The 23,432-nt window shown below is 59.6% G+C and carries 18 protein-coding genes and 1 tRNA gene; 7 read left to right on the top strand and 12 right to left on the bottom strand.

Annotated elements, in window-relative coordinates:
* Positions 1-27: 27 nt before the first annotated feature.
* From rpoC to tuf, 10 genes are all read right to left on the bottom strand, one after another.
* Positions 28-4,260: a DNA-directed RNA polymerase subunit beta' gene (gene rpoC, locus WDB86_RS12905; RefSeq protein ID WP_339108099.1), complete on the bottom strand. Its 4,233-nt coding sequence runs from the start codon at positions 4,258-4,260 to the stop codon at positions 28-30.
* A 56-nt stretch (positions 4,261-4,316) separates the two neighbouring features.
* Entirely contained in the window at positions 4,317-8,453 is a 4,137-nt protein-coding gene (rpoB, locus tag WDB86_RS12900; protein WP_339108100.1) for a DNA-directed RNA polymerase subunit beta, read from the bottom strand.
* A gap of 240 nt (positions 8,454-8,693) precedes the next feature.
* The gene (rplL, locus tag WDB86_RS12895; protein WP_339108101.1) at positions 8,694-9,065 is read right to left on the bottom strand and encodes a 50S ribosomal protein L7/L12; all 372 of its coding nucleotides are present in this window, start codon (positions 9,063-9,065) and stop codon (positions 8,694-8,696) included.
* Between the two features lie 72 nt (positions 9,066-9,137).
* Positions 9,138-9,650, bottom strand: coding sequence for a 50S ribosomal protein L10 (gene rplJ / locus WDB86_RS12890; RefSeq protein WP_339108102.1), 513 nt, complete (start codon positions 9,648-9,650; stop codon positions 9,138-9,140).
* 337 nt (positions 9,651-9,987) lie between these two features.
* Entirely contained in the window at positions 9,988-10,686 is a 699-nt protein-coding gene (rplA, locus tag WDB86_RS12885) for a 50S ribosomal protein L1 (RefSeq protein WP_339108103.1), read from the bottom strand.
* A 3-nt stretch (positions 10,687-10,689) separates the two neighbouring features.
* The gene (gene rplK, locus WDB86_RS12880) at positions 10,690-11,142 is read right to left on the bottom strand and encodes a 50S ribosomal protein L11 (RefSeq protein WP_339108104.1); all 453 of its coding nucleotides are present in this window, start codon (positions 11,140-11,142) and stop codon (positions 10,690-10,692) included.
* Positions 11,143-11,226: 84 nt separating this feature from the next.
* Positions 11,227-11,769: a transcription termination/antitermination protein NusG gene (nusG, locus tag WDB86_RS12875; protein WP_339108105.1), complete on the bottom strand. Its 543-nt coding sequence runs from the start codon at positions 11,767-11,769 to the stop codon at positions 11,227-11,229.
* Between the two features lie 202 nt (positions 11,770-11,971).
* The gene (gene secE / locus WDB86_RS12870; protein WP_339108106.1) at positions 11,972-12,154 is read right to left on the bottom strand and encodes a preprotein translocase subunit SecE; all 183 of its coding nucleotides are present in this window, start codon (positions 12,152-12,154) and stop codon (positions 11,972-11,974) included.
* Positions 12,155-12,271: 117 nt separating this feature from the next.
* Positions 12,272-12,347, bottom strand: a tRNA-Trp gene (locus WDB86_RS12865).
* 249 nt (positions 12,348-12,596) lie between these two features.
* Complete coding sequence (gene tuf / locus WDB86_RS12860) at positions 12,597-13,772, bottom strand: elongation factor Tu (RefSeq protein ID WP_339108092.1); 1,176 nt, start codon at positions 13,770-13,772, stop codon at positions 12,597-12,599.
* A gap of 412 nt (positions 13,773-14,184) precedes the next feature.
* Here tuf and WDB86_RS12855 point away from each other — a divergent pair, with 412 nt between their 5' ends.
* A complete protein-coding gene (locus WDB86_RS12855; protein ID WP_406721236.1) occupies positions 14,185-15,036 on the top strand; it encodes a DUF533 domain-containing protein in 852 nt (283 codons plus the stop codon).
* 89 nt (positions 15,037-15,125) lie between these two features.
* Here the strand turns inward: WDB86_RS12855 and parC are convergent, their stop codons facing one another.
* Positions 15,126-17,384, bottom strand: coding sequence for a DNA topoisomerase IV subunit A (gene parC / locus WDB86_RS12850; protein ID WP_406736098.1), 2,259 nt, complete (start codon positions 17,382-17,384; stop codon positions 15,126-15,128).
* Between the two features lie 158 nt (positions 17,385-17,542).
* On the opposite strand from parC, the gene WDB86_RS12845 reads away from it, so the two are divergent.
* The 5 genes from WDB86_RS12845 (at position 17,543) to WDB86_RS12825 (ending at position 21,512) form a co-directional block, all read left to right on the top strand.
* Positions 17,543-18,103 carry an SH3 domain-containing protein gene (locus WDB86_RS12845; RefSeq protein WP_406736097.1) on the top strand — a complete coding sequence of 187 codons (561 nt, stop codon included), beginning with the start codon at positions 17,543-17,545 and terminating at the stop codon, positions 18,101-18,103.
* 112 nt (positions 18,104-18,215) lie between these two features.
* On the top strand, positions 18,216-19,055 hold the full coding sequence (locus tag WDB86_RS12840) for an SDR family NAD(P)-dependent oxidoreductase (RefSeq protein WP_339108110.1): 840 nt from the start codon (positions 18,216-18,218) through the stop codon (positions 19,053-19,055).
* Between the two features lie 49 nt (positions 19,056-19,104).
* Positions 19,105-19,677, top strand: coding sequence for a cob(I)yrinic acid a,c-diamide adenosyltransferase (locus WDB86_RS12835; RefSeq protein WP_339108111.1), 573 nt, complete (start codon positions 19,105-19,107; stop codon positions 19,675-19,677).
* Between the two features lie 156 nt (positions 19,678-19,833).
* On the top strand, positions 19,834-20,592 hold the full coding sequence (locus tag WDB86_RS12830) for an electron transfer flavoprotein subunit beta/FixA family protein (RefSeq protein WP_339108113.1): 759 nt from the start codon (positions 19,834-19,836) through the stop codon (positions 20,590-20,592).
* Positions 20,592-21,512, top strand: a complete 921-nt coding sequence (locus WDB86_RS12825; RefSeq protein ID WP_339108114.1) for an FAD-binding protein — start codon at positions 20,592-20,594, stop codon at positions 21,510-21,512. Before WDB86_RS12830 ends, WDB86_RS12825 begins: the two co-directional genes overlap by 1 nt.
* 53 nt (positions 21,513-21,565) lie before the next feature.
* Here WDB86_RS12825 and WDB86_RS12820 read toward each other — a convergent pair whose 3' ends face one another.
* Complete coding sequence (locus WDB86_RS12820; protein ID WP_406736096.1) at positions 21,566-22,387, bottom strand: DUF6473 family protein; 822 nt, start codon at positions 22,385-22,387, stop codon at positions 21,566-21,568.
* A 163-nt stretch (positions 22,388-22,550) separates the two neighbouring features.
* Between WDB86_RS12820 and WDB86_RS12815 the strand changes: the two genes are divergently transcribed.
* Complete coding sequence (locus WDB86_RS12815) at positions 22,551-23,426, top strand: 3-hydroxybutyryl-CoA dehydrogenase (RefSeq protein WP_406721242.1); 876 nt, start codon at positions 22,551-22,553, stop codon at positions 23,424-23,426.
* Positions 23,427-23,432 lie beyond the last annotated feature (6 nt).

Here is a 23,432-nt window from a genome sequence, read left to right as displayed (position 1 = left end):
CCCCATGCCAGTTCAGTCAGACCGGTCTCAGTCGCGGCTTTCCGGCGTTTCGACAACACCGAAATCGGCACCGCTATCGGTGTTCGACGGTGCAGCAAGCGCAACCGCCTGCTCTGCCTCGGCGCGCTTGGCTTCGATCACGACGCTGTCGCGCTCGCTTGCCACACGACGGACCTGGCTGGTGGCCCCGCCCGTCCCTGCCGGGATCAGACGACCCACGATGACGTTTTCTTTCAGGCCAACCAGCTTGTCGCGCTTACCTTGGACGGATGCCTCGGTGAGAACGCGGGTGGTTTCCTGGAAGGACGCCGCCGAGATGAACGAACGGGTCTGCAGCGAGGCTTTGGTAATCCCCAGCAGAACCGGCTCGCCATGCGCCGGACGAACCCCACGGGCCTCTGCCTTGGCATTGACCTCGTCGAACTCGACCTTGTCGACATGCTCGCCCTTGAGAAGCGTGGTGTCGCCGGAATCCAGCACCTCGATCTTCTGCAGCATCTGGCGCACGATCACTTCGATATGCTTATCGTTGATCTTCACACCTTGCAGACGATAGACGTCCTGCACTTCGTTGATGAGGTATCCGGCCAAAGCCTCGATCCCCATGATGCGCAGAATGTCATGCGGTGCCGGGTTACCGTCCATGATGTAGTCACCCTTCTGCACGAAGTCGCCTTCCTGCACCGGGATGTGCTTGCCTTTCGGCACCATGTATTCGACGGCATCCAGACCTTCTTCACGCGGTTCGATCGCGATGCGGCGCTTGTTCTTGTAGTCTTTCCCAAAGCGCACATAGCCATCGATCTCGGCGATGATCGCGTGATCCTTCGGACGACGGGCTTCGAAGAGTTCGGCCACACGCGGCAGACCACCGGTAATGTCCTTCGTCTTCGCGCCTTCGCGCGGGATACGGGCGACCACGTCACCGGCACGGATGTCCTGCCCCTCGTCAACCGAAAGGATCGCATCGACCGACATCGGATAGATCACCGGGTGACCCGCATCATTGCGGACCGGCTCGCCATCCTGATCAACGATGAAGATCTCCGGCTTGAGGTCTTTTGCACGCGACGACGAACGCCAGTCGGACACGATCTTCTGCGTCATACCGGTTGCTTCGTCCGTGTCCTCGCGCAGCGACAGACCCGCGATGAGGTCCACGAGCTTCGCTTTACCGGCCTTCTCGGCGATGATCGGCAGGGTATAGGGGTCCCATTCGAACAGCTTGGTGCCGCGCTTGACCACATCGCCTTCTTTCACAAAGACATGGGTACCATAGCCGACCTTGTGGCTTGCCAGTTCCTCGCCGTGGTCATTGACGATCACGATCTGCATGTTCCGGCCCATGATGATCTGCTCACCATTGGCGTTTTCCAAGAGCGACGGATTGCGGAACTCGATCTTACCCTCTTGGCTTGCCTCGAGGAAGGATTGCGAGCCACCCTGAGCCACACCGCCGATGTGGAAGGTCCGCATCGTCAGCTGGGTCCCGGGTTCACCGATGGACTGTGCCGCGATGATACCGACGGCCTCGCCCTGGTTAACCATGGTACCGCGCGCAAGGTCACGACCATAGCAGAGTGCGCAAACGCCCTCTTCCGCCTCACAGGTCAGCGCCGAACGGATACGGATCGACTGCACGCCGGCCGCCTCGATCTGATCGGCTTTACGCTCGTCGATCAGTTCGTTGCGGCGCACCAGCACCTCGTCCGAGCCCGGAACCAGAACGTCATCTGCAGCCACACGGCCCAGAACACGCTCGGACAGCGGCGCAACCACTTCACCGTCATTGATCGCGGCCGAAGCCGTGATCCCCTTATCGGTACCGCAATCATGCGCACGCACGATGCAGTCCTGCGCCACGTCCACCAGACGACGGGTCAGGTAACCCGAGTTTGCCGTCTTCAGTGCCGTATCCGACAGACCTTTACGGGCGCCGTGGGTCGAGTTGAAGTATTCAAGAACGGTCAGACCTTCCTTGAAGTTCGAGATGATCGGCGTCTCGATGATCTCGCCGTTCGGCTTGGCCATAAGACCGCGCATACCGCCCAGCTGCTTCATCTGCGTGACCGAGCCCCGTGCACCGGAGTGGGCCATCATATAGACCGAGTTCGGTTCCATCTCGGCACCGTTCTCGTCATATTTCGCAGCCGAAATGGTCGACATCATGGCTTCGGTGACCTGATCGTTACATTTCGACCATGCATCGACAACCTTGTTATACTTCTCGCCCTGAGTGATCAGGCCGTCCATATACTGCTGTTCGAAATCCTTCACCTGATCGCGGACATCATTGACGATGGTCCATTTGGTATCCGGAATCACCATATCGTCCTTACCGAACGAGATCCCTGCCTTGAACGCTTCCTTGAAGCCCATCGACATGATCTGGTCACAGAAGATCACCGACTCTTTCTGGCCGCAATAACGGTAGACGGTGTCGATGACATTCTGCACGTCTTTCTTCCGCAGAAGACGGTTCACCAGATCGAAGGGTGCTTTCGCGTTCAGCGGCAAGAGCGACCCAAGGCGCAGACGGCCCGGAGTGGTCTCGAAGCGGATGAACACTTCGTTGCCGGTCTCGTCGATCTGCTTCACGCGGGCGTGGATCTTGGCATGCAGATGCAGCTCACCCGCGTTCAGCGCGTGCTCCATCTCTTCGATCGAGCCGAAGACCATGCCTTCGCCCTTCATGCCTTTGCGCTCCATGGTCAGGTAGTAAAGACCAAGGATCATATCCTGCGACGGAACGATGATCGGCGCGCCGTTTGCGGGCGACAGAACGTTGTTCGTCGACATCATCAGGACGCGCGCTTCCAGCTGGGCTTCAAGGCTCAGCGGGACGTGCACAGCCATCTGGTCACCGTCGAAGTCCGCGTTGAACGCCGAGCAGACAAGCGGGTGCAGCTGGATGGCCTTACCTTCGATCAGCGTCGGTTCGAACGCCTGGAAGCCAAGACGGTGCAGCGTCGGTGCGCGGTTCAGGAAGACGGGGTGTTCGCGGATGACCTCGTCGAGGATATCCCAAACTTCCGGACGCTCTTTTTCGACAAGCTTCTTCGCCTGTTTCACGGTGCTCGACAGGCCTTTGGCCTCGAGGCGCGAATAGATGAAGGGCTTGAAGAGTTCCAAAGCCATCTTCTTCGGCAGACCACACTGGTGCAGCTTGAGTTCCGGACCGGTCACAATAACCGAACGACCCGAGAAGTCGACGCGCTTACCGAGCAAGTTCTGACGGAAGCGGCCCTGCTTACCTTTGAGCATATCCGACAGCGATTTCAGCGGGCGACGGTTGGTGCCCGTGATCACGCGGCCACGACGGCCGTTGTCGAACAGCGCATCGACCGATTCCTGCAGCATACGCTTTTCGTTACGCACGATGATATCGGGCGCACGCAGTTCGATCAGGCGCTTCAGACGGTTATTCCGGTTGATCACGCGGCGATACAGATCGTTCAGATCCGAGGTCGCGAAGCGGCCACCATCCAGCGGCACAAGCGGACGCAGTTCCGGCGGGATCACCGGAAGAACGGTCAGCACCATCCACTCGGGACGGTTGCCCGACTCGAGGAAGTTCTCGACGATCTTCAGACGCTTGATGATCTTCTTCGGCTTCAGCTCGCCGGTCGCTTCTTTCAGCTCTTCGCGCAGGGTCTCTGCGGTGGCTTCCAGATCGATCCCTGCCAGCATCTCGCGGATCGCTTCAGCACCGATGTTGGCGGTGAAAGCATCTGCGCCATACTGGTCCTGCGCGTCGAGATATTCGTCTTCGGTCATCAGCTGGCCATACATCAGGTCGGTCAGACCCGGCTCGATGACGACATAGTTTTCGAAGTAGAGAATACGCTCGAGGTCACGCAGCGTCATGTCCAGCATCAGGCCGATGCGCGAGGGCAGCGACTTGAGGAACCAGATATGGGCGCAGGGCGCGGCCAGTTCGATATGGCCCATACGCTCGCGACGGACCTTTTGCAGTGTGACTTCCACACCGCATTTCTCGCAGACAACGCCGCGATATTTCATGCGCTTGTATTTGCCGCAAAGACATTCGTAGTCTTTGATCGGGCCAAAGATACGGGCGCAGAACAGACCGTCACGCTCGGGTTTGAACGTGCGGTAGTTGATGGTTTCCGGCTTTTTGATCTCGCCGTAGGACCACGAGAGGATCCGTTCCGGCGATGCCAGCGACACCTTGATCTCGTCAAACTGCTTGGGCTGTGCCAGCGGGTTGAACGGATTGGTCGTGATTTCCTGGTTCATCTGAAAATCCTTGTTAGGGGGCAGCAGAGGCGGGGGAAAGTAAGGGGGAAGCCCCCTTACTCGTCATCCTCCGCATCCAGGAGTTCCATGTTGAGGCCAAGGCCCCGGACCTCTTTGACGAGAACGTTGAAGGATTCCGGCACGCCGGCTTCAAAGTTGTCCTCGCCTTTGACGATCGATTCATAGACCTTCGTCCGGCCTGCCACGTCATCCGACTTGACGGTGAGCATCTCTTGCAGGGTGTAGGCGGCGCCATAAGCTTCCAGAGCCCAGACCTCCATCTCCCCGAGACGCTGACCACCGAACTGCGCCTTACCACCCAGCGGCTGCTGGGTAACAAGCGAGTACGGACCGGTCGAACGCGCGTGCATCTTGTCGTCGACGAGGTGGTGAAGCTTCAGGAAGTACTTCACGCCCACGGTGACCTTACGAGCGAATTGCTCACCGGTCCGACCGTCGAAGACCACCGACTGACCCGAAGTGTCGAAGCCCGCACGACGCAGCGCGTCGTTGATGTCTTCTTCCTTCGCACCGTCGAAGACCGGCGTGGCAATCGGAACCCCCGTGCGCACGGTCTCTGCCGCTTCCACGAAACGCTCGTCTTCCATCTCGGCGAAGGCGTCCTCATAGGTCTCGTCGCCATAGCCATAGCGCATCGCTTCGCGCACCGGCGTCAGGTCGCCCGACTTGCGATAGTCTTTCAGCGCCTCGTCGATGCGAAGGCCCAGACCGCGCGAGGCCCAACCCATATGGGTTTCAAGGATCTGACCGACGTTCATCCGCGAAGGCACGCCCAGCGGGTTCAGAACGAGGTCGACCGGCGTACCATCGGCCAGGAACGGCATGTCTTCAGCCGGAACGACTTTCGACACAACACCCTTGTTCCCGTGGCGGCCTGCCATCTTGTCGCCTGCCTGAAGCTTGCGCTTCACAGCCACGAAGACCTTGACCATCTTCATCACGCCCGGAGGCAGATCGTCGCCCTGACGGACTTTCTCGACCTTGTCTTCGAAACGCAGATCCAGCGCCTTCTTCTGCGCCTCGTACTGGTCGTTCAGAGCCTCGACTTCTTTCGCGTCGGCTTCGTCTTCCAGTGCGAGCTGCCAGTATTGGCCGCGCGACAGGGTTGCCAGCAGGTCAACCGTGATCTCGGAACCCGGCTTGATGCCTTTGGGGCCCTTGACCGCAGTCTTGCCGATGATCATCGAACGCAGACGGGCGTAGATGTTGCGCTCGAGAATGGCGAGCTCGTCATCGCGGTCGCGACCCAGACGTTCGACTTCCTCACGCTCGATCTGCAGCGCACGTTCGTCCTTGTCCACACCATGACGGTTGAAGACGCGGACTTCCACGATGGTCCCATAGGCACCCGGCGGCAGACGCAGCGAGGTATCGCGCACGTCAGACGCTTTCTCACCGAAGATGGCGCGCAGAAGTTTTTCTTCCGGCGTCATCGGGCTTTCACCCTTCGGCGTGATCTTACCGACAAGAATGTCACCCGGGCCGACTTCGGCACCGATATAGACGATGCCGGCTTCGTCGAGGTTGCGCAGGGCTTCCTCACCGACGTTCGGGATATCGCGGGTGATCTCTTCCGGACCAAGCTTCGTATCGCGGGCCGCAACTTCGTATTCGTCGATATGGATCGAGGTGAACACGTCGTCTTTGTGGATACGCTCGGAGATCAGGATCGAGTCTTCGTAGTTGTAGCCATTCCACGGCATGAAGGCCACGACCACGTTCCGGCCGATGGCCAGATCGCCGTGATCGGTGGAGGGACCGTCAGCGATAACCTGACCCTTCACGACCGACTCGCCCACTTTCACCAGCGGGCGCTGGTTGATGGTGGAGGATTGGTTCGAACGTTTGAACTTGCGCAGACGGTAGATGTCAACGCCCGGATCACCCGGCTCGAGGTCTTCGGTCGCACGGATAACGATACGTGCCGCATCGACCTGGTCGATGATGCCCGAACGGTCCGCCGAGATCGCAGCCCCCGAATCGCGCGCCACGGTCGCTTCCATACCGGTACCCACGAAGGGCGCTTCGGCACGGATCAGCGGCACGGCCTGACGTTGCATGTTCGCCCCCATCAGGGCGCGGTTCGCGTCGTCGTTTTCAAGGAACGGAATCAGTGCCGCACCGACCGAAACAAGCTGCTTCGGCGAAACGTCGATCAGATCGACCGCTTCGTTCGGGTTGAGCATGAATTCGCCGCCCTGACGGGTCGAGACGAGTTCGTTCTTGAAGCGGCCTTCCTCGTCGAGGTCAGCGTTTGCCTGAGCCACGGTGTGGCGCATCTCTTCGGTAGCCGACATATAGACCACGTCATCCGTGACCTTGCCGTCTTCAACCTTGCGATACGGGGTTTCGATGAAACCGTATTTGTTCACACGGGCGAAGGTTGCCAGCGAGTTGATCAGACCGATGTTCTGACCTTCCGGTGTCTCAATGGGACACATCCGGCCATAATGGGTCGGGTGAACGTCGCGCACCTCGAAGCCTGCACGTTCACGCGTCAGACCGCCCGGGCCGAGGGCCGAGAGACGACGCTTATGCGTGACTTCCGAGAGCGGGTTGGTCTGGTCCATGAACTGCGACAGCTGCGAGGAGCCGAAGAATTCACGCACAGCCGCCGCTGCCGGTTTCGCGTTGATCAGATCCTGCGGCATCACGGTGTCGATCTCGACCGAGGACATACGTTCCTTGATCGCACGCTCCATGCGCAGCAGACCGACGCGATACTGGTTTTCCATCAGCTCGCCGACCGAACGGACACGACGGTTGCCGAGGTGGTCGATATCGTCGATCTCGCCCTTGCCGTCGCGCAGCTCCACAAGACCCTTGATGCAGGCCACGATATCTGCCGGACGCAGCGTCCGTTGGGTATCGGGGGCATCCAGATCCAGACGCATATTCATCTTCACGCGGCCAACAGCGGAAAGATCGTAACGCTCGCTGTCGAAGAACATCGAATCGAACAGGTTCGACGCGGCCTCGACGGTCGGCGGCTCACCCGGACGCATGACGCGGTAGATATCCATGAGCGCGCCATCGCGGTTCATGTTCTTATCGGCTGCCAGCGTGTTACGGATATAGGGACCGACATTGACGTTATCGATGTCCAGCACCGGAATCTCGGTGATGCCATTATCGATCAGGGTCTTGACCGAACCACCCACCAGATCGCCATCGCGGTCATATTCCGCGGTCAGCTCGTCGCCTGCTTCGATATAGATGAAGCCGGTCTGGTCATTGACGATATCCTTGGCGCAGAAGCGACCCAGAATATGGTCGAAGGGCACCAGAAGATCGGTGATCTGACCTTCGTCCTTGATCTTCTTGACCATACGCGGGGTCATCTTGTCGCCCGCTTTGCAGATCACTTCGCCCGAATCCGCATCGACCAGATCATAGGTCGGACGGGTGCCACGCACACGATCGGGGAAGAATTTGGTGACCCAGCCCTGACGCCCTTTGGAGGTGTAGGTTACAGTGTCATAATAGGCATCCATGATGCCTTCCTGATCCATACCAAGCGCATAGAGCAGCGTCGTCACCGGCAGTTTCCGGCGGCGGTCGATCCGTGCGAACACGAGGTCTTTGGCGTCGAATTCGAAATCGAGCCACGACCCGCGATACGGAATGATCCGGCATGCGAACAGCAGCTTGCCCGAAGAATGGGTCTTGCCGCGGTCATGGTCGAAGAACACGCCCGGGCTACGGTGCATCTGGCTGACGATAACCCGCTCGGTCCCGTTCACGACGAAGGTCCCGTTTTTGGTCATCAGGGGCATGTCGCCCATGAACACGTCTTGTTCCTTGATGTCCTTCACGGAACGCGCACCGGTGTTCTCGTCGACATCGAATACGATGAGGCGCAGGGTGACCTTCAGCGGGGCGCTGTAGGTCATGTCGCGCTGCTGGCATTCCTCAACGTCGTATTTCGGCTTTTCGAGCTCGTATTTCACGAACTCCAAAATCGCATTATCATTGAAATCTTTGATCGGGAAAACCGACTGGAAAACACCCTTGATGCCTTCGCCATCCAGATGCCCCTCCCCTTCGCCGGAGCGCAGGAACAGATCATAGGATGCTTTTTGAACCTCGATGAGGTTCGGCATTTCGAGGACTTCGCGGATCTTACCGTAGTAGCGGCGAATGCGCTTTTGACCAACGTAAGCTTGAGCCATGCTCGTCGTCACCTTTCGTCTTTTCGCGTGCGGCGCAATGTCGGGGCCCATTGCGCAACGCCTGGCGATAAGGGGGGCGGCTCCATACCTGCCAACCGTCCCACCGGTCAGCTCCCGAGCCGCGAACGCCGCCTTGGAGAACACTTTTCAGCAAAAGCACTCTCCGAGACAGGTTCGGCTGGGCCCGGAAACTCCGGACCCAGCCTAGTGTCAAACTCGATGCATACGCACCGAACCCAATTACTTGAGTTCGACTTTTGCGCCTGCTTCTTCGAGCTTTTTCTTGATTTCTTCAGCTTCCGCTTTGTTGGCGCCTTCTTTGACTTTGCCGCCGCCTTCAACGAGTTCTTTGGCTTCTTTCAGGCCAAGACCGGTGATGCCGCGAACTTCTTTGATGACGTTGATTTTCTTGTCACCAGCGTCAACCAGAACGACGTCGAATTCGTCTTTTTCTTCAGCCGCTTCAGCAGCTGCTGCCGGGCCAGCCATCATCACGGCGCCACCGGCTGCCGGCTCGATGCCGTACTCGTCTTTCAGGATGGTTTTCAGCTCTTGCGCTTCCAGCAGCGTCAGAGCAACGATTTCTTCGGCGAGTTTTTTCAGATCAGCCATTTTACTCAGTTCCTAAGATTTGGGTTTTCCAACGTCGGGCTTCAAGCCACAACGAAGGCCATAACAGTTTGCTTACGCAGCTTTCTCTTCGATGGTCGAGAGAATGCCCGCGATGTTCGAAGCAGGCGCGCCAATGGCACCGGCGATGTTCGAAGCGGGTGCACCCAGGCACGACACGATCTGAGCGATAAGCTCTTCACGCGACGGCATAGCTGCAACGGCTTTAACACCGGCGACGTCAAGTGCATCATTCCCCATAGCACCGCCGAGGATCGAGAGTTTCTCGTTCCCTTTGGCGTATTCCACGATCACTTTCGCAGCTGCGACCGGATCTTCGGAATAGGAAAGCACAGTCATGCCCGTGAGGTACTGAGCGATGCTTTCGCACGGCTTGTCCGCAAGGGCGATCTTGGCGAGCTTGTTCTTGGCAACGCGCACAGACCCGCCCGCTTCACGCATTTTCGCGCGCAGGTCCTGCATTTCAGCAACCGTCAGGCCTTCGTAGTGGGCAACCACCACGACGCCAGAGCTTTCGAAGATCTGGCCGAGCTCGTCGACCACTTTCTCTTTCTGGGCTCTATCCACAGTTACACTCCAAGTTGGGAGGTTTGACCCTCCGGCTCATTTTGCCGGGGCAGCTGCCCCGACTCGGGGTCCGCAACGGTCCGTCCAAGATCACCTTTGGGGCTTCATGCAAAGCACCTTGGAAATCTGGTCCTTCCCGTCTCAGGCAGGATTTATCAGGTTTGCACCCCACCCACCGTCTCGGACGAATCGTTCCACCATGACCATCAGGCCAGAGGTGCAACAGGCTGCGTTCCTACACCGTCACGCAACACTTGTGAAGCTTTAATTTTCGCTCAACATATAAAAAGAAAGGGCGGCCCGAAGACCGCCCCTCCCCTATCTTTCCGGACCGTGCTTAGTTGCCGGTTGCCGAAGTCAGGTCGATCGACACGCCCGGACCCATGGTCGAGGAGATCGAGACCTTTTTCAGGTAGTTGCCTTTTGCACCAGCCGGTTTGGCTTTTGCAACAGCTTCCACGAACGCGCGAACGTTCTGTGCCAGCTGCTCTTCCGAGAAGGACACCTTGCCGATGCCGCCGTGGATCACACCGGCTTTTTCGACTTTGAACTGGACTTCACCACCTTTGGCAGCTTCCACGGCCGCTTTCACGTCCATGGTCACGGTGCCGACTTTGGGGTTCGGCATCAGGTTGCGCGGGCCGAGGATCTTACCCAGACGGCCGACGATCGGCATCATGTCCGGGGTCGCGATGCAGCGATCAAATTCGATCTTGCCCGACTGGATGGTTTCCATCAGGTCTTCTGCGCCAACGATGTCCGCGCCTGCAGCCTTGGCTTCGTCAGCTTTCGGGCCACGTGCGAAAACAGCAACACGAACCGTTTTACCGGTGCCGTTCGGCAGGGTCACAACGCCACGGACCATCTGGTCTGCGTAACGCGGATCAACGCCAAGGTTCATTGCGATTTCGAGCGTCTCGTCGAATTTTGCTTTTGCATTGGTTTTCACCAGTGCAACTGCGTCCTCGACGGTGATCAGTTCTTTGCCTGCGAATGCTTCGCGTGCGGCTTTGGTGCGTTTACCGAGCTTTGCCATGACTTAGCCTTTCACCTCGATACCGATCGACTTCGCGGAGCCGAGGATGATGTTCATCGCGCCTTCGATGTCGTTGGCGTTCAGGTCCGACATTTTCGCTTCCGCGATCTGACGGACTTGGGCTGCGGTGATGGTGCCTGCAACTTCACGACCCGGTGCAACCGACCCCTTCGGGCGGTTACGCTTGCCAACCGGCTTCAGGCCAGCAGCTTGCTTGATGAAGAACGACGCGGTCGGTTGCTTCACTTCGAAAGTGAACGACTTGTCGGCATAGTAGGTGATGACCGTCGGGATCTTCGCCTGCTTGTCCATCTCCTGCGTCTTGGCGTTGAACGCCTTGCAGAATTCCATGATGTTGATGCCGCGCTGACCCAGTGCGGGACCGACGGGCGGGGACGGGTTCGCGGAACCCGCTGCGATTTGCAGCTTCAGCTGCCCAACCACTTTCTTAGCCATTTGGCTGCTCCTTCATCACTCTGCCCCGAAGGGCAAGTTTAGTGGTCACGGCGCGGGCTCATTCCCGACACCTCCCACACTCGCTCAGGCGATTTTCTGCACCTGAGTGAATTCCAACTCGACCGGGGTCGGACGACCGAAGATCGATACCGTCACTTTCAGGCGGCTCGCAACGTCGTCAACTTCCTCGACCATACCCGAGAAGCCCTCGAAGGGCCCGTCGGTCACATTCACATTCTCGCCCACCTCGAAGGTGATCAGGCTGCGCGGCTCGGCCTTCTCGGCCGAAGCGCTCCCACCGCGGTTCAGCATGCGGTTCACTTCCGCATCCGACATCGGCATCGGCTTGCCCTGATGGCCAAGGAAGCCCGTCACACGGTTGGTCGAGTTGATCAGGTGATAGCCCTGATCGGTCATATCCATCCGCACCAGCACATAGCCTGGCATGAAGCGGCGCTCCGAGGTGACTTTCTTGCCACGGCGCACTTCGATCACTTCTTCGGTCGGAACGAGAACTTCTTCGATCTCGTCCTCAAGGCCCTTCTCGGCAACGGACTGCCGGATCTGCTCGGCAACCTTCTTCTCGAAATTCGAGAGAACCATCACCGAATACCAACGCTTCGCCATGCTCGAGCCTGCCTTTTCCTCATTCGACGCCCAAGACGCCGCGAATTCCCATTTTGTCGCGCCGTTGCCTTGCGGCCCGACCCCGACACCGAAACAAAACGAGCGCGCACGATCCGAATCGATGCACGCCCTTTTCCGGAGAGTCATGCTCCCATACAGACGTCGCAGGGCTTTTTCAAGCCCGCTCCACCCTATTGGAAGATCAGCCGATCAGCTGGCCGACTCCCAGTCGAATTACGAAATCGACCCCCGAGAAGAACAACGCCGTCAGCGCCGTCAAGACGAGAACCATAACCGAGGTCAGCACCACCTCGCGACGCGACGGCCAAGAAATCTTGCCGGTTTCCGAACGCACCTGCTGCAAGAACCGAAGGGGATTTGCCATTATGCCATCTTCCTCTAGTCGCCCGAAACAGGCTGGCTACATTCACGCGCCGCTACACTCCTGTAGCGCCGACCGTCACCAGCCCGCCAACATGAGCACTTCATCGAAGGAAAGGACTGGCAGGGGCAGAGGGACTCGAACCCGCGACCCTCGGTTTTGGAGACCGATGCTCTACCAACTGAGCTATACCCCTAGGCCGTGAGCGGGAGATACAGACCCCCAAGAGGGAAATCAAGAGACATTTTCAAGGAATCGCCCCTCGGTGTCATTTTCTTCCCCGCCACAGGTCAACCCTTTCCAGCTGCTTGAAATATCCCGGGGTGAATTGGGGCCGCCCCGGCCCCAAGAGGGGCAGCGCCCCTCCCCTGCCAGACCACAAGGGGCGCAAAGCAAAAGGGCGGCCCAAAGGCCGCCCTTCCGTATCGCGCATTCTCCCGAAGGATTATGCGAGGATTTTCGACACAACGCCTGCGCCAACGGTACGACCGCCTTCGCGGATTGCGAAGCGCAGACCGTCTTCCATTGCGATCGGTGCGATCAGTTCGACTTCGAACTTCAGGTTGTCGCCCGGCATAACCATCTCGGTGCCTTCCGGCAGCGTAACGGTCCCGGTGACGTCGGTCGTGCGGAAGTAGAACTGCGGACGGTAGTTCGCGAAGAACGGCGTGTGACGGCCACCTTCCTCTTTGGTGAGGATATAGGCTTCTGCTTCGAACTTGGTGTGCGGCTTGACCGAACCCGGCTTACACAGAACCTGACCACGCTCAACGCCTTCACGGTCGATACCGCGCAGCAGGGCGCCGATGTTGTCGCCTGCTTCACCACGATCCAGCAGCTTGCGGAACATTTCCACACCGGTGCAGGTCGTTTTCTTGGTGTCGCGGATACCAACGATTTCCAGTTCGTCGCCAACGTTGATCACGCCGCGCTCGACACGACCGGTCACAACGGTACCACGGCCCGAGATCGAGAACACGTCTTCGATCGGCATCAGGAAGGGCTGGTCAACAGCACGTGCCGGGGTCGGGATGTATTCGTCGACAGCTGCGATCAGCTCACGGATCGAGTTCTCGCCGATTTCCGGATCGCGACCTTCCAGAGCGGCCAGAGCCGAACCCTTGATGATCGGAATATCGTCGCCGGGGAAGTCGTAGGACGACAGAAGTTCACGAACTTCCATTTCCACCAGTTCCAGCAGCTCTTCGTCATCCACCTGGTCAACCTTGTTCAGGTAAACGACCATGTACGGGATGCCAACCTGACGGCCCAGCAGGATGTGCTCGCGGGTCTGCGGCATCGGGCCGTCAGCTGCGTTCACAACCAGGATCGCGCCGTCCATCTGTGCCGCACCGGTGATCATGTTTTTCACATAGTCAGCGTGGCCGGGGCAGTCGACGTGCGCGTAGTGGCGGGTTTCCGACTCGTACTCGACGTGTGCGGTCGAGATGGTGATGCCGCGTGCTTTTTCTTCCGGTGCGCCGTCGATCTGGTCGTAGGCTTTGAAGTCACCGAAATATTTGGTGATTGCAGCGGTCAGCGTGGTTTTACCGTGGTCAACGTGGCCGATGGTGCCGATGTTGACGTGCGGTTTGTTACGTTCAAACTTTTCCTTTGCCATCTCGCGGGACGCCTCTGGTTTGGGGGGCCGGCTGAAGGCCCGTGACAATATCGCGGGCTAGATATTTCCCCACAGCAGAAAAATCAAGCGGGATAAGTGCATTCGCGCTGCTTTCAGCCATAGTTTTCCTGCCGGAGCATACAGAAGCTTCCCGCGCCGTCTTCCCAACGGGGTCCGCCGTCATCGGCCAAGCGCGACAAAAGCGCACGGCAGGGCCGAACCCTGCGTCAGGAAGATTGCACAAAATGCGAAATCCGGCATGATATTTGTGCAAATTGTTCATTTCATACGCTCGAGTGGCGAATTCTTGCGTAGCCCGCAAGTCACAGTCCCACAGGAGAGGAACCCCTCCCCCTGACTTTTCGTAAGCTACGTCATACACTCGTCATATCTGATACTGCAGGAGGCCATCATGTCATTCGTCGGAACACTCGCCAAAGTTGCCTTGGGAATGTCCCAAGCAAAAGGCGGCTCCAATCTTGCCCGTGCGGGCAGGGGGGAGATTGGTGGCTCTGGTGGTCTCTTGAATGGTGACGTTGACGGCACCGGCGAAGAGCGCATTGCCAATCTGCTGGGCGGCAAAGTGAATCACCTCGGCCAGTTCAGCGGCAACAGCATGGGCGCCATGCTGGAACGTCTGGGCCGCAGCGCCTCGCTGGTGCGCCATCGCTCCAGCTCTGCCGGCAGTGGCGGAATGAGCGATGCGATCTCGCAACTGTCGCGCAATATGTGCGGCGCGCGTGGCGGGCTTGGCAAATTGCTGGAACAGCTCTCCGATGCGACCAGCAGTGAATGTCTGGGCAAGACACCGGCGCAGCGCGTCACCTCGGAACGATCCTTCGGTGAAGAGCTGAACTCGGCTTTCGCCAGCGGTGCAGAACCGTGGAAAAAGCCCTCCCCCGCGCAGAATGTCGCGGCCGCTGTTCTGGTGAAAGCACTGCTGCAATCCGCCAAGGCCGATGAGGTCATCGACCAGACCGAGCGTGAAAGACTTCTGTCCAAACTTGACGGCATGCATGGCGAAGAACGCGCCTTTGTCAAACACGTGCTGGAGGCCCCTATCGATATCGAGCGCCTGACCTCGAAGATCCCGTCGGGTCTGGAGCCGCAGGCCTATGCCGTGTCGGTAATGGCCGCAGACCCTGACTGTGCGAAAGACACCGCTTACCTCGAAGAATTCGCAAATGCGCTCGGTCTGCCCGAGGCCGTCATCGAAAAGGTCCATACCGAGCTGGGCGTTGCCCCTCTGGCCGTGGCCGCCTGATCCACCGGACATCAACGAAAAGGCGGCCCGAAAGGCCGCCTTTTTTATGGCTCATGCGGTCAAGGGGCACCGTGACGCCCCCTCCCCGATCAGTTGAACTTATTGTCGCGCGGGAACCCGCGCGGGGCCATACGCCCCGCCGTCGCCCGTTTGGCTTCCCATTCCGAAAGATCTGTCTCGGTACGGGTGCGCCCTGCCGGATCCTTCCAGCTCAGGCCCTCGGCGGCTGTGAACGTGCGGATGTCGGACAAGCCGCCATCCTTGTATTTCTGCAGGCGCACGCCCTTGCCCTTCGCCATTTCAGGCAGCTCGCCCAGCGGGAAGACAAGCACCTTGCGGTTCTCGCCCACCACGGCCACCATATCCCCAGACACCGGCACACAGGCCGCGGTCTGGTCAGGGGCTTTCACATTCAGCACCTGCTTGCCGCTCTTGGTCTGGGCGATCAGCTCTTCTGCCGGACAGATGAACCCGTCCCCCGCCGTCGAGGCCAGCAGATATTTCTCGCCCTCTTTCGGCACCAGAACATGGGTGATCTCCACCTCGTTCGGGATATCGGCCATCAGACGGACCGGCTCGCCCATACCCCGCCCGCCGGGCAGATTGGCCCCCAGCACGGTATAGGCGCGACCATTCGCGCCCAGCATCACAATGCGGTCGGTCGTCTCGGCATGCAGCGCAAAGCGCGGGCCATCGCCATCCTTGAACTTCACTTCGGCATCAAGCGCATTATGGCCCCGCATCGCGCGGATCCAGCCCATCTGCGACAGGATCACGGTGATCGGCTCGCGCTCGATCATCGCTTCGATCGGTACCTCCTCGACCTCGCCCGCATCGGCAAAGCTGGTGCGGCGGGCGCCAATCGCAGTCCCCTTGCCGAATTGCTTGCGCATATCCTTCAGCTCGGTGCCGATGGCCTTCCACTGCAGCTTCTCCGAGCCCAGAAGCTCTTCAAGACCTGCCCGTTCGGCCAGAAGGTTATCGCGTTCCTGCCGCAGCTCCATCTCTTCGAGGCGGCGCAAGGACCGCAGGCGCATATTCAGGATCGCCTCGGCCTGCACTTCCGTCAGGAAGACAGGCGCGCCATCGGTCACGGCCCAATTCTCGCGCATAAGCGCGGGCTTGGCCTCATCCTCGGTGCGGATGATCTCGATCACGCGGTCAAGGTTGAGATAGGCGATGATATAGCCGTTCAGGACCTCAAGGCGGTGGGCGATCTTGTCGAGACGATGCTGCGAACGACGGCACAGCACATCGCGGCGGTGATCCAGAAACGCCCGCAGCACCTCCTTGAGCGAGCAGACCTTGGGCACCCGCCCGTCGATCAGCACGTTCATATTCATCGAGAACCGGACCTCGAGATCCGAATTCTTGAACAGCATCCCCATCAGCATCTCGGGCGCGACCGTCTTGGTCTTGGGCTCGAGCACAATGCGCACATCCTCGGCGGATTCATCGCGCACATCGGCCAGCGCCGGCACCTTCTTGGTCTGGATGACCTCGGCCAGACGCTCGATCAGCTTGGATTTCTGCACCTGATAGGGGATCTCGGTGACAATCACCTGCCATTGGCCGCGACCAAGGTCCTCGACCTCCCATTTCGCCCGCAGACGGAACGCGCCGCGCCCCGTGCGATAAGCGGTCAGGATATTCTCGCGCGGCTCGACGATCACGCCGCCGGTCGGGAAATCCGGGCCCGGGATAAAGTCGATCAGCGCGTCATCCTCGATCGCGGGCTTGGCAATCATCGCCAGACAGGCCTCGACCAGCTCGTCAAGGTTATGCGGCGGGATATTGGTCGCCATCCCTACGGCAATCCCCGAAGCCCCATTGGCCAGCAGGTTCGGGAAGGCGGCGGGCAGAACCACCGGCTCTTCCAGCGTGCCGTCATAATTGGGGCGAAAATCAACGGCGTTCTCGGCCAGCCCTTCCAACAGGCTTTCCGAGGGCTTGGCCATCCGCGCCTCGGTATAGCGCGAGGCGGCGGGGTTATCGCCGTCGATATTGCCGAAGTTACCCTGACCGTCGACCAGCGGATAGCGCATGGCGAAATCCTGCGCCAGACGCGCCATCGCATCATAGATCGCCGCATCGCCGTGAGGGTGATAGTTGCCCATCACGTCACCGGAAATCTTGGCCGACTTCCGGAAGCCCCCCGTCGAGGACAGTTTCAATTCGCGCATCGCATAAAGAATGCGGCGATGCACGGGTTTCAGCCCGTCTCGTGCATCGGGCAGCGCCCGGTGCATGATCGTGGATAGCGCATAGGTCAGATACCGGTCGCCGATTGCACGGCTTAACGGCTCGGAGGACAGCGCCGAAGGAATCTCATCATCATGCTCGCTCATGGGCCAAATCTCTAAAGCGGCAGCGGCTTTCGGTCCAGCCGCAATTTCAAACTGCTGCGGAACCCGAACGGCCTTGACGCGTTAGCCCCGAAAGCGCAATCACGGGCATGTTATCATCCGTGGGTCCTGCCAGACCCGCGGACAGGGGGAATTGTTAAATGTTGAAATTGACGTTCAATACGTTAGTCGCTCTTTTTTTAGTCATGGTGATTGCGGGCCGCGAGGACAAACCGGCACAGATCGCACAGGCAAAGGCACCGGCCACAGGCGCGCAGGCTGCAAGCGGGCTGATCCAAGCCGCCGTGTTGACCGATGAAACGGTGAATGCCGCGCTTGTCACCCCTGCGGCGGCAGCCACGGTCCCGCAAGACGCCGCCGCGCCGGTACATACGCCGAAATCCGCCGCCATTACCCGCGCCTTTCCGAAACCGATGCCCGGCCCTGCCCTGCGCAGCTCGCCCGAGTATCGCGACCTCCACGCCGAGGCAGCCAGCACCTTTGGTCAGGAGACTCCGGCCGATATGCAGGTCTGGCGGGTGACGGCTGGCGCGCTCAATGTGCGGTCGGGGCCTGCGGCCTCGTATCAGCGCGTCGATGGGGTCACACGCGGCGAGGAAGTCCAGATGATTGCCCAGAACGGCGGCTGGGCAAAAATCCGCATCGAAGGCGATGGCATCGAGGGATGGGTGTCCAAACGCTTCCTCTCGCCCGCCAATTAATCCGCCGTTCCAGACAGCAGGCGCAAGGCCGCAGTCCCACAGGCTGCGGCTTTTTCTTGCGCCCCTGTGCAGGAGTGCCTACGCAGTTTCCGTCATTTCAAGGAGAACCGGCATGGCCAAAACCATCCTGATCACAGGCTGCTCTTCCGGCATCGGCTATGATGCGGCGCATGGGCTGAAAGCGGCAGGCTGGACCGTGATCGCCAGTGCCCGCAAACCCGAAGACTGCGACAGGCTGCGTGCCGAGGGGCTGCAATGCGTGCAACTCGACATGGCCGACCCCACCTCTATCGCACGCGGTTTCGCACAGGCCCTGGAGCTGACCGGCGGGCGGCTGGATGCGCTTTACAACAATGCGGCCTTCGCCTGCCCCGGTGCCGCCGAAGACCTGCCCGCAGGGGCACTGCGCGAGATTTTCGAGACCAACCTCTTCGGCCTGCATGATCTGACCTGCCGCGCGATCAAGGTGATGCGCCAGCAGGGCGAGAATGGCGAGGGGCGTATTCTGCAATGTTCCTCGGTGCTTGGCCTAGTGGGCGTGCGCTGGCGGGCGGCCTATGTGTCAACAAAATTCGCCCTTGAGGGGCTGACCGATGTGATGCGGCAGGAAATGAAGGACACCGGCATCAAGTTCGTGCTGATCGAACCCGGCCCCATTACCTCCCGCATCCGCGCCAATTCGATCCCGCATTTCGAACGCTGGATCGACTGGCGCGCCTCGCCGCGCCGCGCACAATATGAAGCGAGCCTGCTCAAACGCCTTTATGAACCCAAACAGGGCCCCGACAGATTCGAGCTTCCGGCCTCTGCCGTTACACGGAAAATCCTGACCGCGCTCACCGCACAGCATCCACGCGCACGCTATGCGATCACGGTTCCGACCCATATTATGGCCATTGCCCGCCGATTTTTGCCGGTGCGTGCCCTTGATTGGCTTGCAAGCAAAGGTTGACGCCCTAAGATGCGCCCGACGTAACACCCTGTTCGGAAAGAGGAACCAGATGGTCGTCTTGAACAAGATTTACACCCGCACCGGCGATGGCGGACAAACCGCGCTGGTCGACGGGCAACGCGTCGCGAAATCCTCTGCGCGCGTAAACAGCTATGGCACGGTCGATGAGCTGAACGCCGTGCTCGGGCTGGCGCGGCTCCATGCCCAAGGCGATCTGCAGGACCAGATTGCGCGCATCCAGAACGACCTGTTCGACCTCGGTGCCGATCTGGCGCGGCCCGATCCGGAGCGCGATGAGCAAGCGGGCTACGAGGTCTTGCGTATCCTCCAAAGCCAGACCGACCGGCTGGAGACCGAAATTGACGCAATGACCGCCGTGCTGGAGCCCCTGCGCAGCTTCATCCTCCCCGGCGGCACGGCCTGCGCGGCGCATCTCCACCATGCCCGCACCGTGGCCCGCCGCGCGGAACGCGAAGCCGTGGCCCTGATGGAGGTGGAACAGGTCAACCCACATTCTGTCAAATATCTCAATCGTCTATCGGATTGGCTCTTTGCCGCAGCGCGGATGGCCAATGACGAAGGGCGCAGCGATATCCTCTGGGTTCCCGGCGCGAACCGGTAGCAGAAACATTCCGTATAGCAGACGCGACTCCATGCCGCAGCGAGACTAAGGTGGGTCGGTTTTCCCCTGTTTCTCTGCAGCGCCGCGTTGTAACAATAACCCCGAACTCCAATTTAAGCCCCGTAAGGGCCAGAAAACTAAGGGAGCACCACGCATATGAAGGTCCTCGTACCCGTCAAGCGCGTGATCGATTATAACGTGAAAGTCCGTGTAAAAGCGGATGGGAGCGGTGTCGATCTGGCGAATGTGAAAATGTCGATGAACCCGTTCGACGAAATCGCCGTGGAAGAGGCGATCCGCCTGAAGGAAAAGGGCGCGGCGACGGAGATCGTCGTGGTGTCGATCGGCGTCAAGCAGGCGCAGGACACGCTGCGCACCGCACTCGCCATGGGCGCGGATCGTGCGATCCTTGTTGAGGCCGCCGAGGATGTTCACACCGATATCGAGCCGCTCGCTGTCGCCAAAATTCTGGCCAAAGTGGTGGCCGAAGAGGCCCCCGGCTTGGTGATTGCTGGCAAACAAGCCATTGATAATGATATGAATGCTACGGGCCAGATGCTTTCGGCCCTGCTGGGCTGGTCGCAGGCCACCTTCGCGTCTTCGGTGGAAATCACCGGTGACGAGGCACAGGTGACGCGCGAGGTCGATGGCGGCTTGCAGACCATCAAGGTCAAGCTTCCCGCGATCATTACCGCCGACCTGCGCCTGAACGAGCCGCGCTATGCGTCGCTGCCCAACATCATGAAGGCAAAGAAAAAGCCGCTGGAAGCGAAAACCGCGGCCGATTACGGCGTCGATGTCGCGCCGCGTCTCGAAATCGTCAAAACTGCCGAGCCCGCAGGCCGCGCCGCAGGCGTGAAGGTCGGGTCGGTCGACGAGCTGGTGACGAAACTCAAAGAAGCGGGGGCTCTGTAATGGCTGTTCTTCTGATTGCAGAAATCGCAGGCAAAGAGGTCGCGCTGGACGCCACCGCAAAGGCGCTTTCGGCGGCTGTGGCCTTGGGCGACGTGACCGTTCTGGTCGCGGGTGAAGGTGTGGATGCCTCCACCGTGGCCGGACTGTCGGGTGTCAGCAAGGTCGTGAATGTCGATGATGCGGCCTATGCCCACGGTCTCGCCGAACCGCTGGCCGATCTGATCGTCGCGATGGCGGGCGGGTTCAGCCATATCGTTGCGCCCTCGACAGCCTCGGCCAAAAACGTACTGCCGCGCGTGGCGGCCCTGCTGGACGTGATGGTGCTCTCGGATGTGACGGCCGTTATCGATGCCGATACGTTCGAACGCCCCGTCTATGCCGGAAACGCCATCCAGACCGTGAAGTCGAAGGATGCGACCAAAGTTCTGACCGTGCGCACCGCATCTTTCGAAGCGGCTCCGGCAGGCGGAGCAGCCGCCATCGAAGCCGGTGCGGCAACGGGCGACAAAGCCCTGTCCGCTTGGGTCGAGGACCGCGTTGCCGAAAGCGACCGTCCCGAACTGACCTCTGCCAAAATCGTGGTCTCGGGTGGCCGCGGCGTTGGGTCGGAAGAGGATTTCGCGATCATCTCCGCATTGGCCGACAAGCTGGGCGCGGCAGTTGGTGCATCGCGCGCCGCCGTCGACTCGGGATTTGCGCCGAATGATTGGCAAGTGGGTCAGACCGGCAAGGTCGTTGCCCCCGATCTTTATATCGCCTGCGGTATTTCGGGTGCGATCCAGCACTTGGCGGGGATGAAGGATTCCAAGGTGATCGTCGCGATCAACAAGGACGAAGAAGCACCGATCTTCCAAGTGGCCGATTACGGTCTGGTGGCGGATCTCTTCACGGCTGTTCCGGAACTCACCTCGAAAATCTGATCCACTAGATCAGCGAAAGCTAGAAAGGGGGGCCTTACGCCCCCCTTTTTGCATCAGATCATCTTTGCCAGAACCGGGGCAAGCGCCTCGGCGATTTCGTCATGCACCTGCGGTCCCGGCATGGTCAGAGCTGCGGGCTCTTCCATCGCGGCGAAATGCATCCCCTCGGTCCCCGAGCGGCGCGCCTGCATCGACGGCTCGATCTCGACCACGACATCGGCGCGGGCACGCACCTGATCCAGCATATCTTTCGTCACCATCAACGGCTCTGGCCCCAACGGATCATTCTGTGCCGGATCGCCGTAATCATGCAGCGATAGCAGCACCTTGCGTCCCGGAATGCGGTCCAGCAGCTTGTTCATCCGCGAGACCCACGCCATCTGCAATTCCTGCGCCAGCGAGTCGAACCGGTCGGGTGCGCGGCGTTGCAGGGCTGTCAGCATATGGCGCGTAAAGTTGAATTCGGTGAAATCCACATCGTTGAAGACCGCGCGCATCAGATTTGAAGCGCGCAAGAAACGGTCATTCCGGCGCGGATGCACGGCGTAGAACCGGTTCGACATATTCTGCGCGCCCATCAGCTGGATCACGCTGACATGCGATTTTTGCAGAATTTCGGTCATCTGCGGCTCGTGTAGAAATACGTCGATACCGGCATTGAGGTAGCCGAAATTCACGACCTGCATACCGATCTTCTGTTCGACCAGTTCCGGCCAAGGCGTCTCTACGAACTTACCATAGGTTTCGGACCCGCCAATCGCGGATACGAACGGAACGTCAAGCCGACGCCGCGGCCCACGAAACAACAACTTGGACTTTCCGTATCTGCACGGGAAGTAATCAAGGGCTCCATCGCCCGGATATTCGAAGGCCATCTCCCACCTCAGTCTCTAATCACCCGAGAGCAGTCTGCTACAAACCCCTTACCAAACCACTAAGGTGAAAATTTGGCACACCGGATTGACCATAAGCTTTCCCCTTGCGGCGAAAGCCTTTGGCACCCTACTGTGCAGTTGCAGAAATGAGAGGGGGATCGCCATGACGATTCAGACAGTTGGCATCGTAGGTGCAGGGCAGATGGGCAACGGGATTGCCCATGTCTTCGCGCTTGCCGGGTTTGAGGTTCTGCTGAACGATATTTCACAAGACGGGCTGGATAAGGGCCTTGCGACGATTCGCAAGAATCTGGACCGGCAGGTTTCACGTGAAAAAATCACGGCCGAAGAACGCGACGCGGCTCTGTCCAAGATTTCGACAACGCTCACCCTGACCGATCTGGGGCCGATGGATCTGATCATCGAGGCCGCAACCGAACGCGAATCGGTCAAATCCGCCATTTTCGAAGATCTGCTACCGCATCTCGCGCCGCATACGATTCTGGCCTCGAACACCTCGTCGATCTCGATCACGCGCCTCGCCTCGCGCACCGACCGGCCCGAGAAATTCATGGGGGTCCATTTCATGAACCCTGTGCCGGTGATGCAGCTTGTCGAGCTGATCCGCGGCATCGCCACCGATGATGTCACCTTCAGCGCACTGAAGGAAGTTGTTGAGAAGCTTGGCAAAACCCATGCAAGCGCCGAAGATTTCCCGGCCTTCATCGTGAACCGCATCCTGATCCCGATGATCAATGAGGCGGTTTATGCGCTTTACGAGGGCGTGGGGAATGTGATCTCGATCGACCAGTCGATGAAACTGGGCGCGGCACATCCGATGGGGCCGCTGGAGCTGGCGGATTTCATCGGTCTCGACACCTGCCTCGCCATCATGAACGTGCTGCATGACGGGCTGGCCGATACCAAATACCGCCCCTGCCCGCTGCTGACGAAATATGTCGAAGCCGGATGGCTGGGGCGCAAATCGGGTCGCGGTTTTTATGATTATCGCGGCGAAACGCCGGTCCCGACACGCTGACACGAA

It is taken from the genome of Thioclava sp. GXIMD4215 (assembly GCF_045291555.1).
Classification (GTDB): domain Bacteria; phylum Pseudomonadota; class Alphaproteobacteria; order Rhodobacterales; family Rhodobacteraceae; genus Thioclava; species Thioclava litoralis.
The sequence above is the reverse complement of the archived record's forward strand: the minus strand, read 5'-3'. Positions and strand labels throughout refer to the sequence as shown.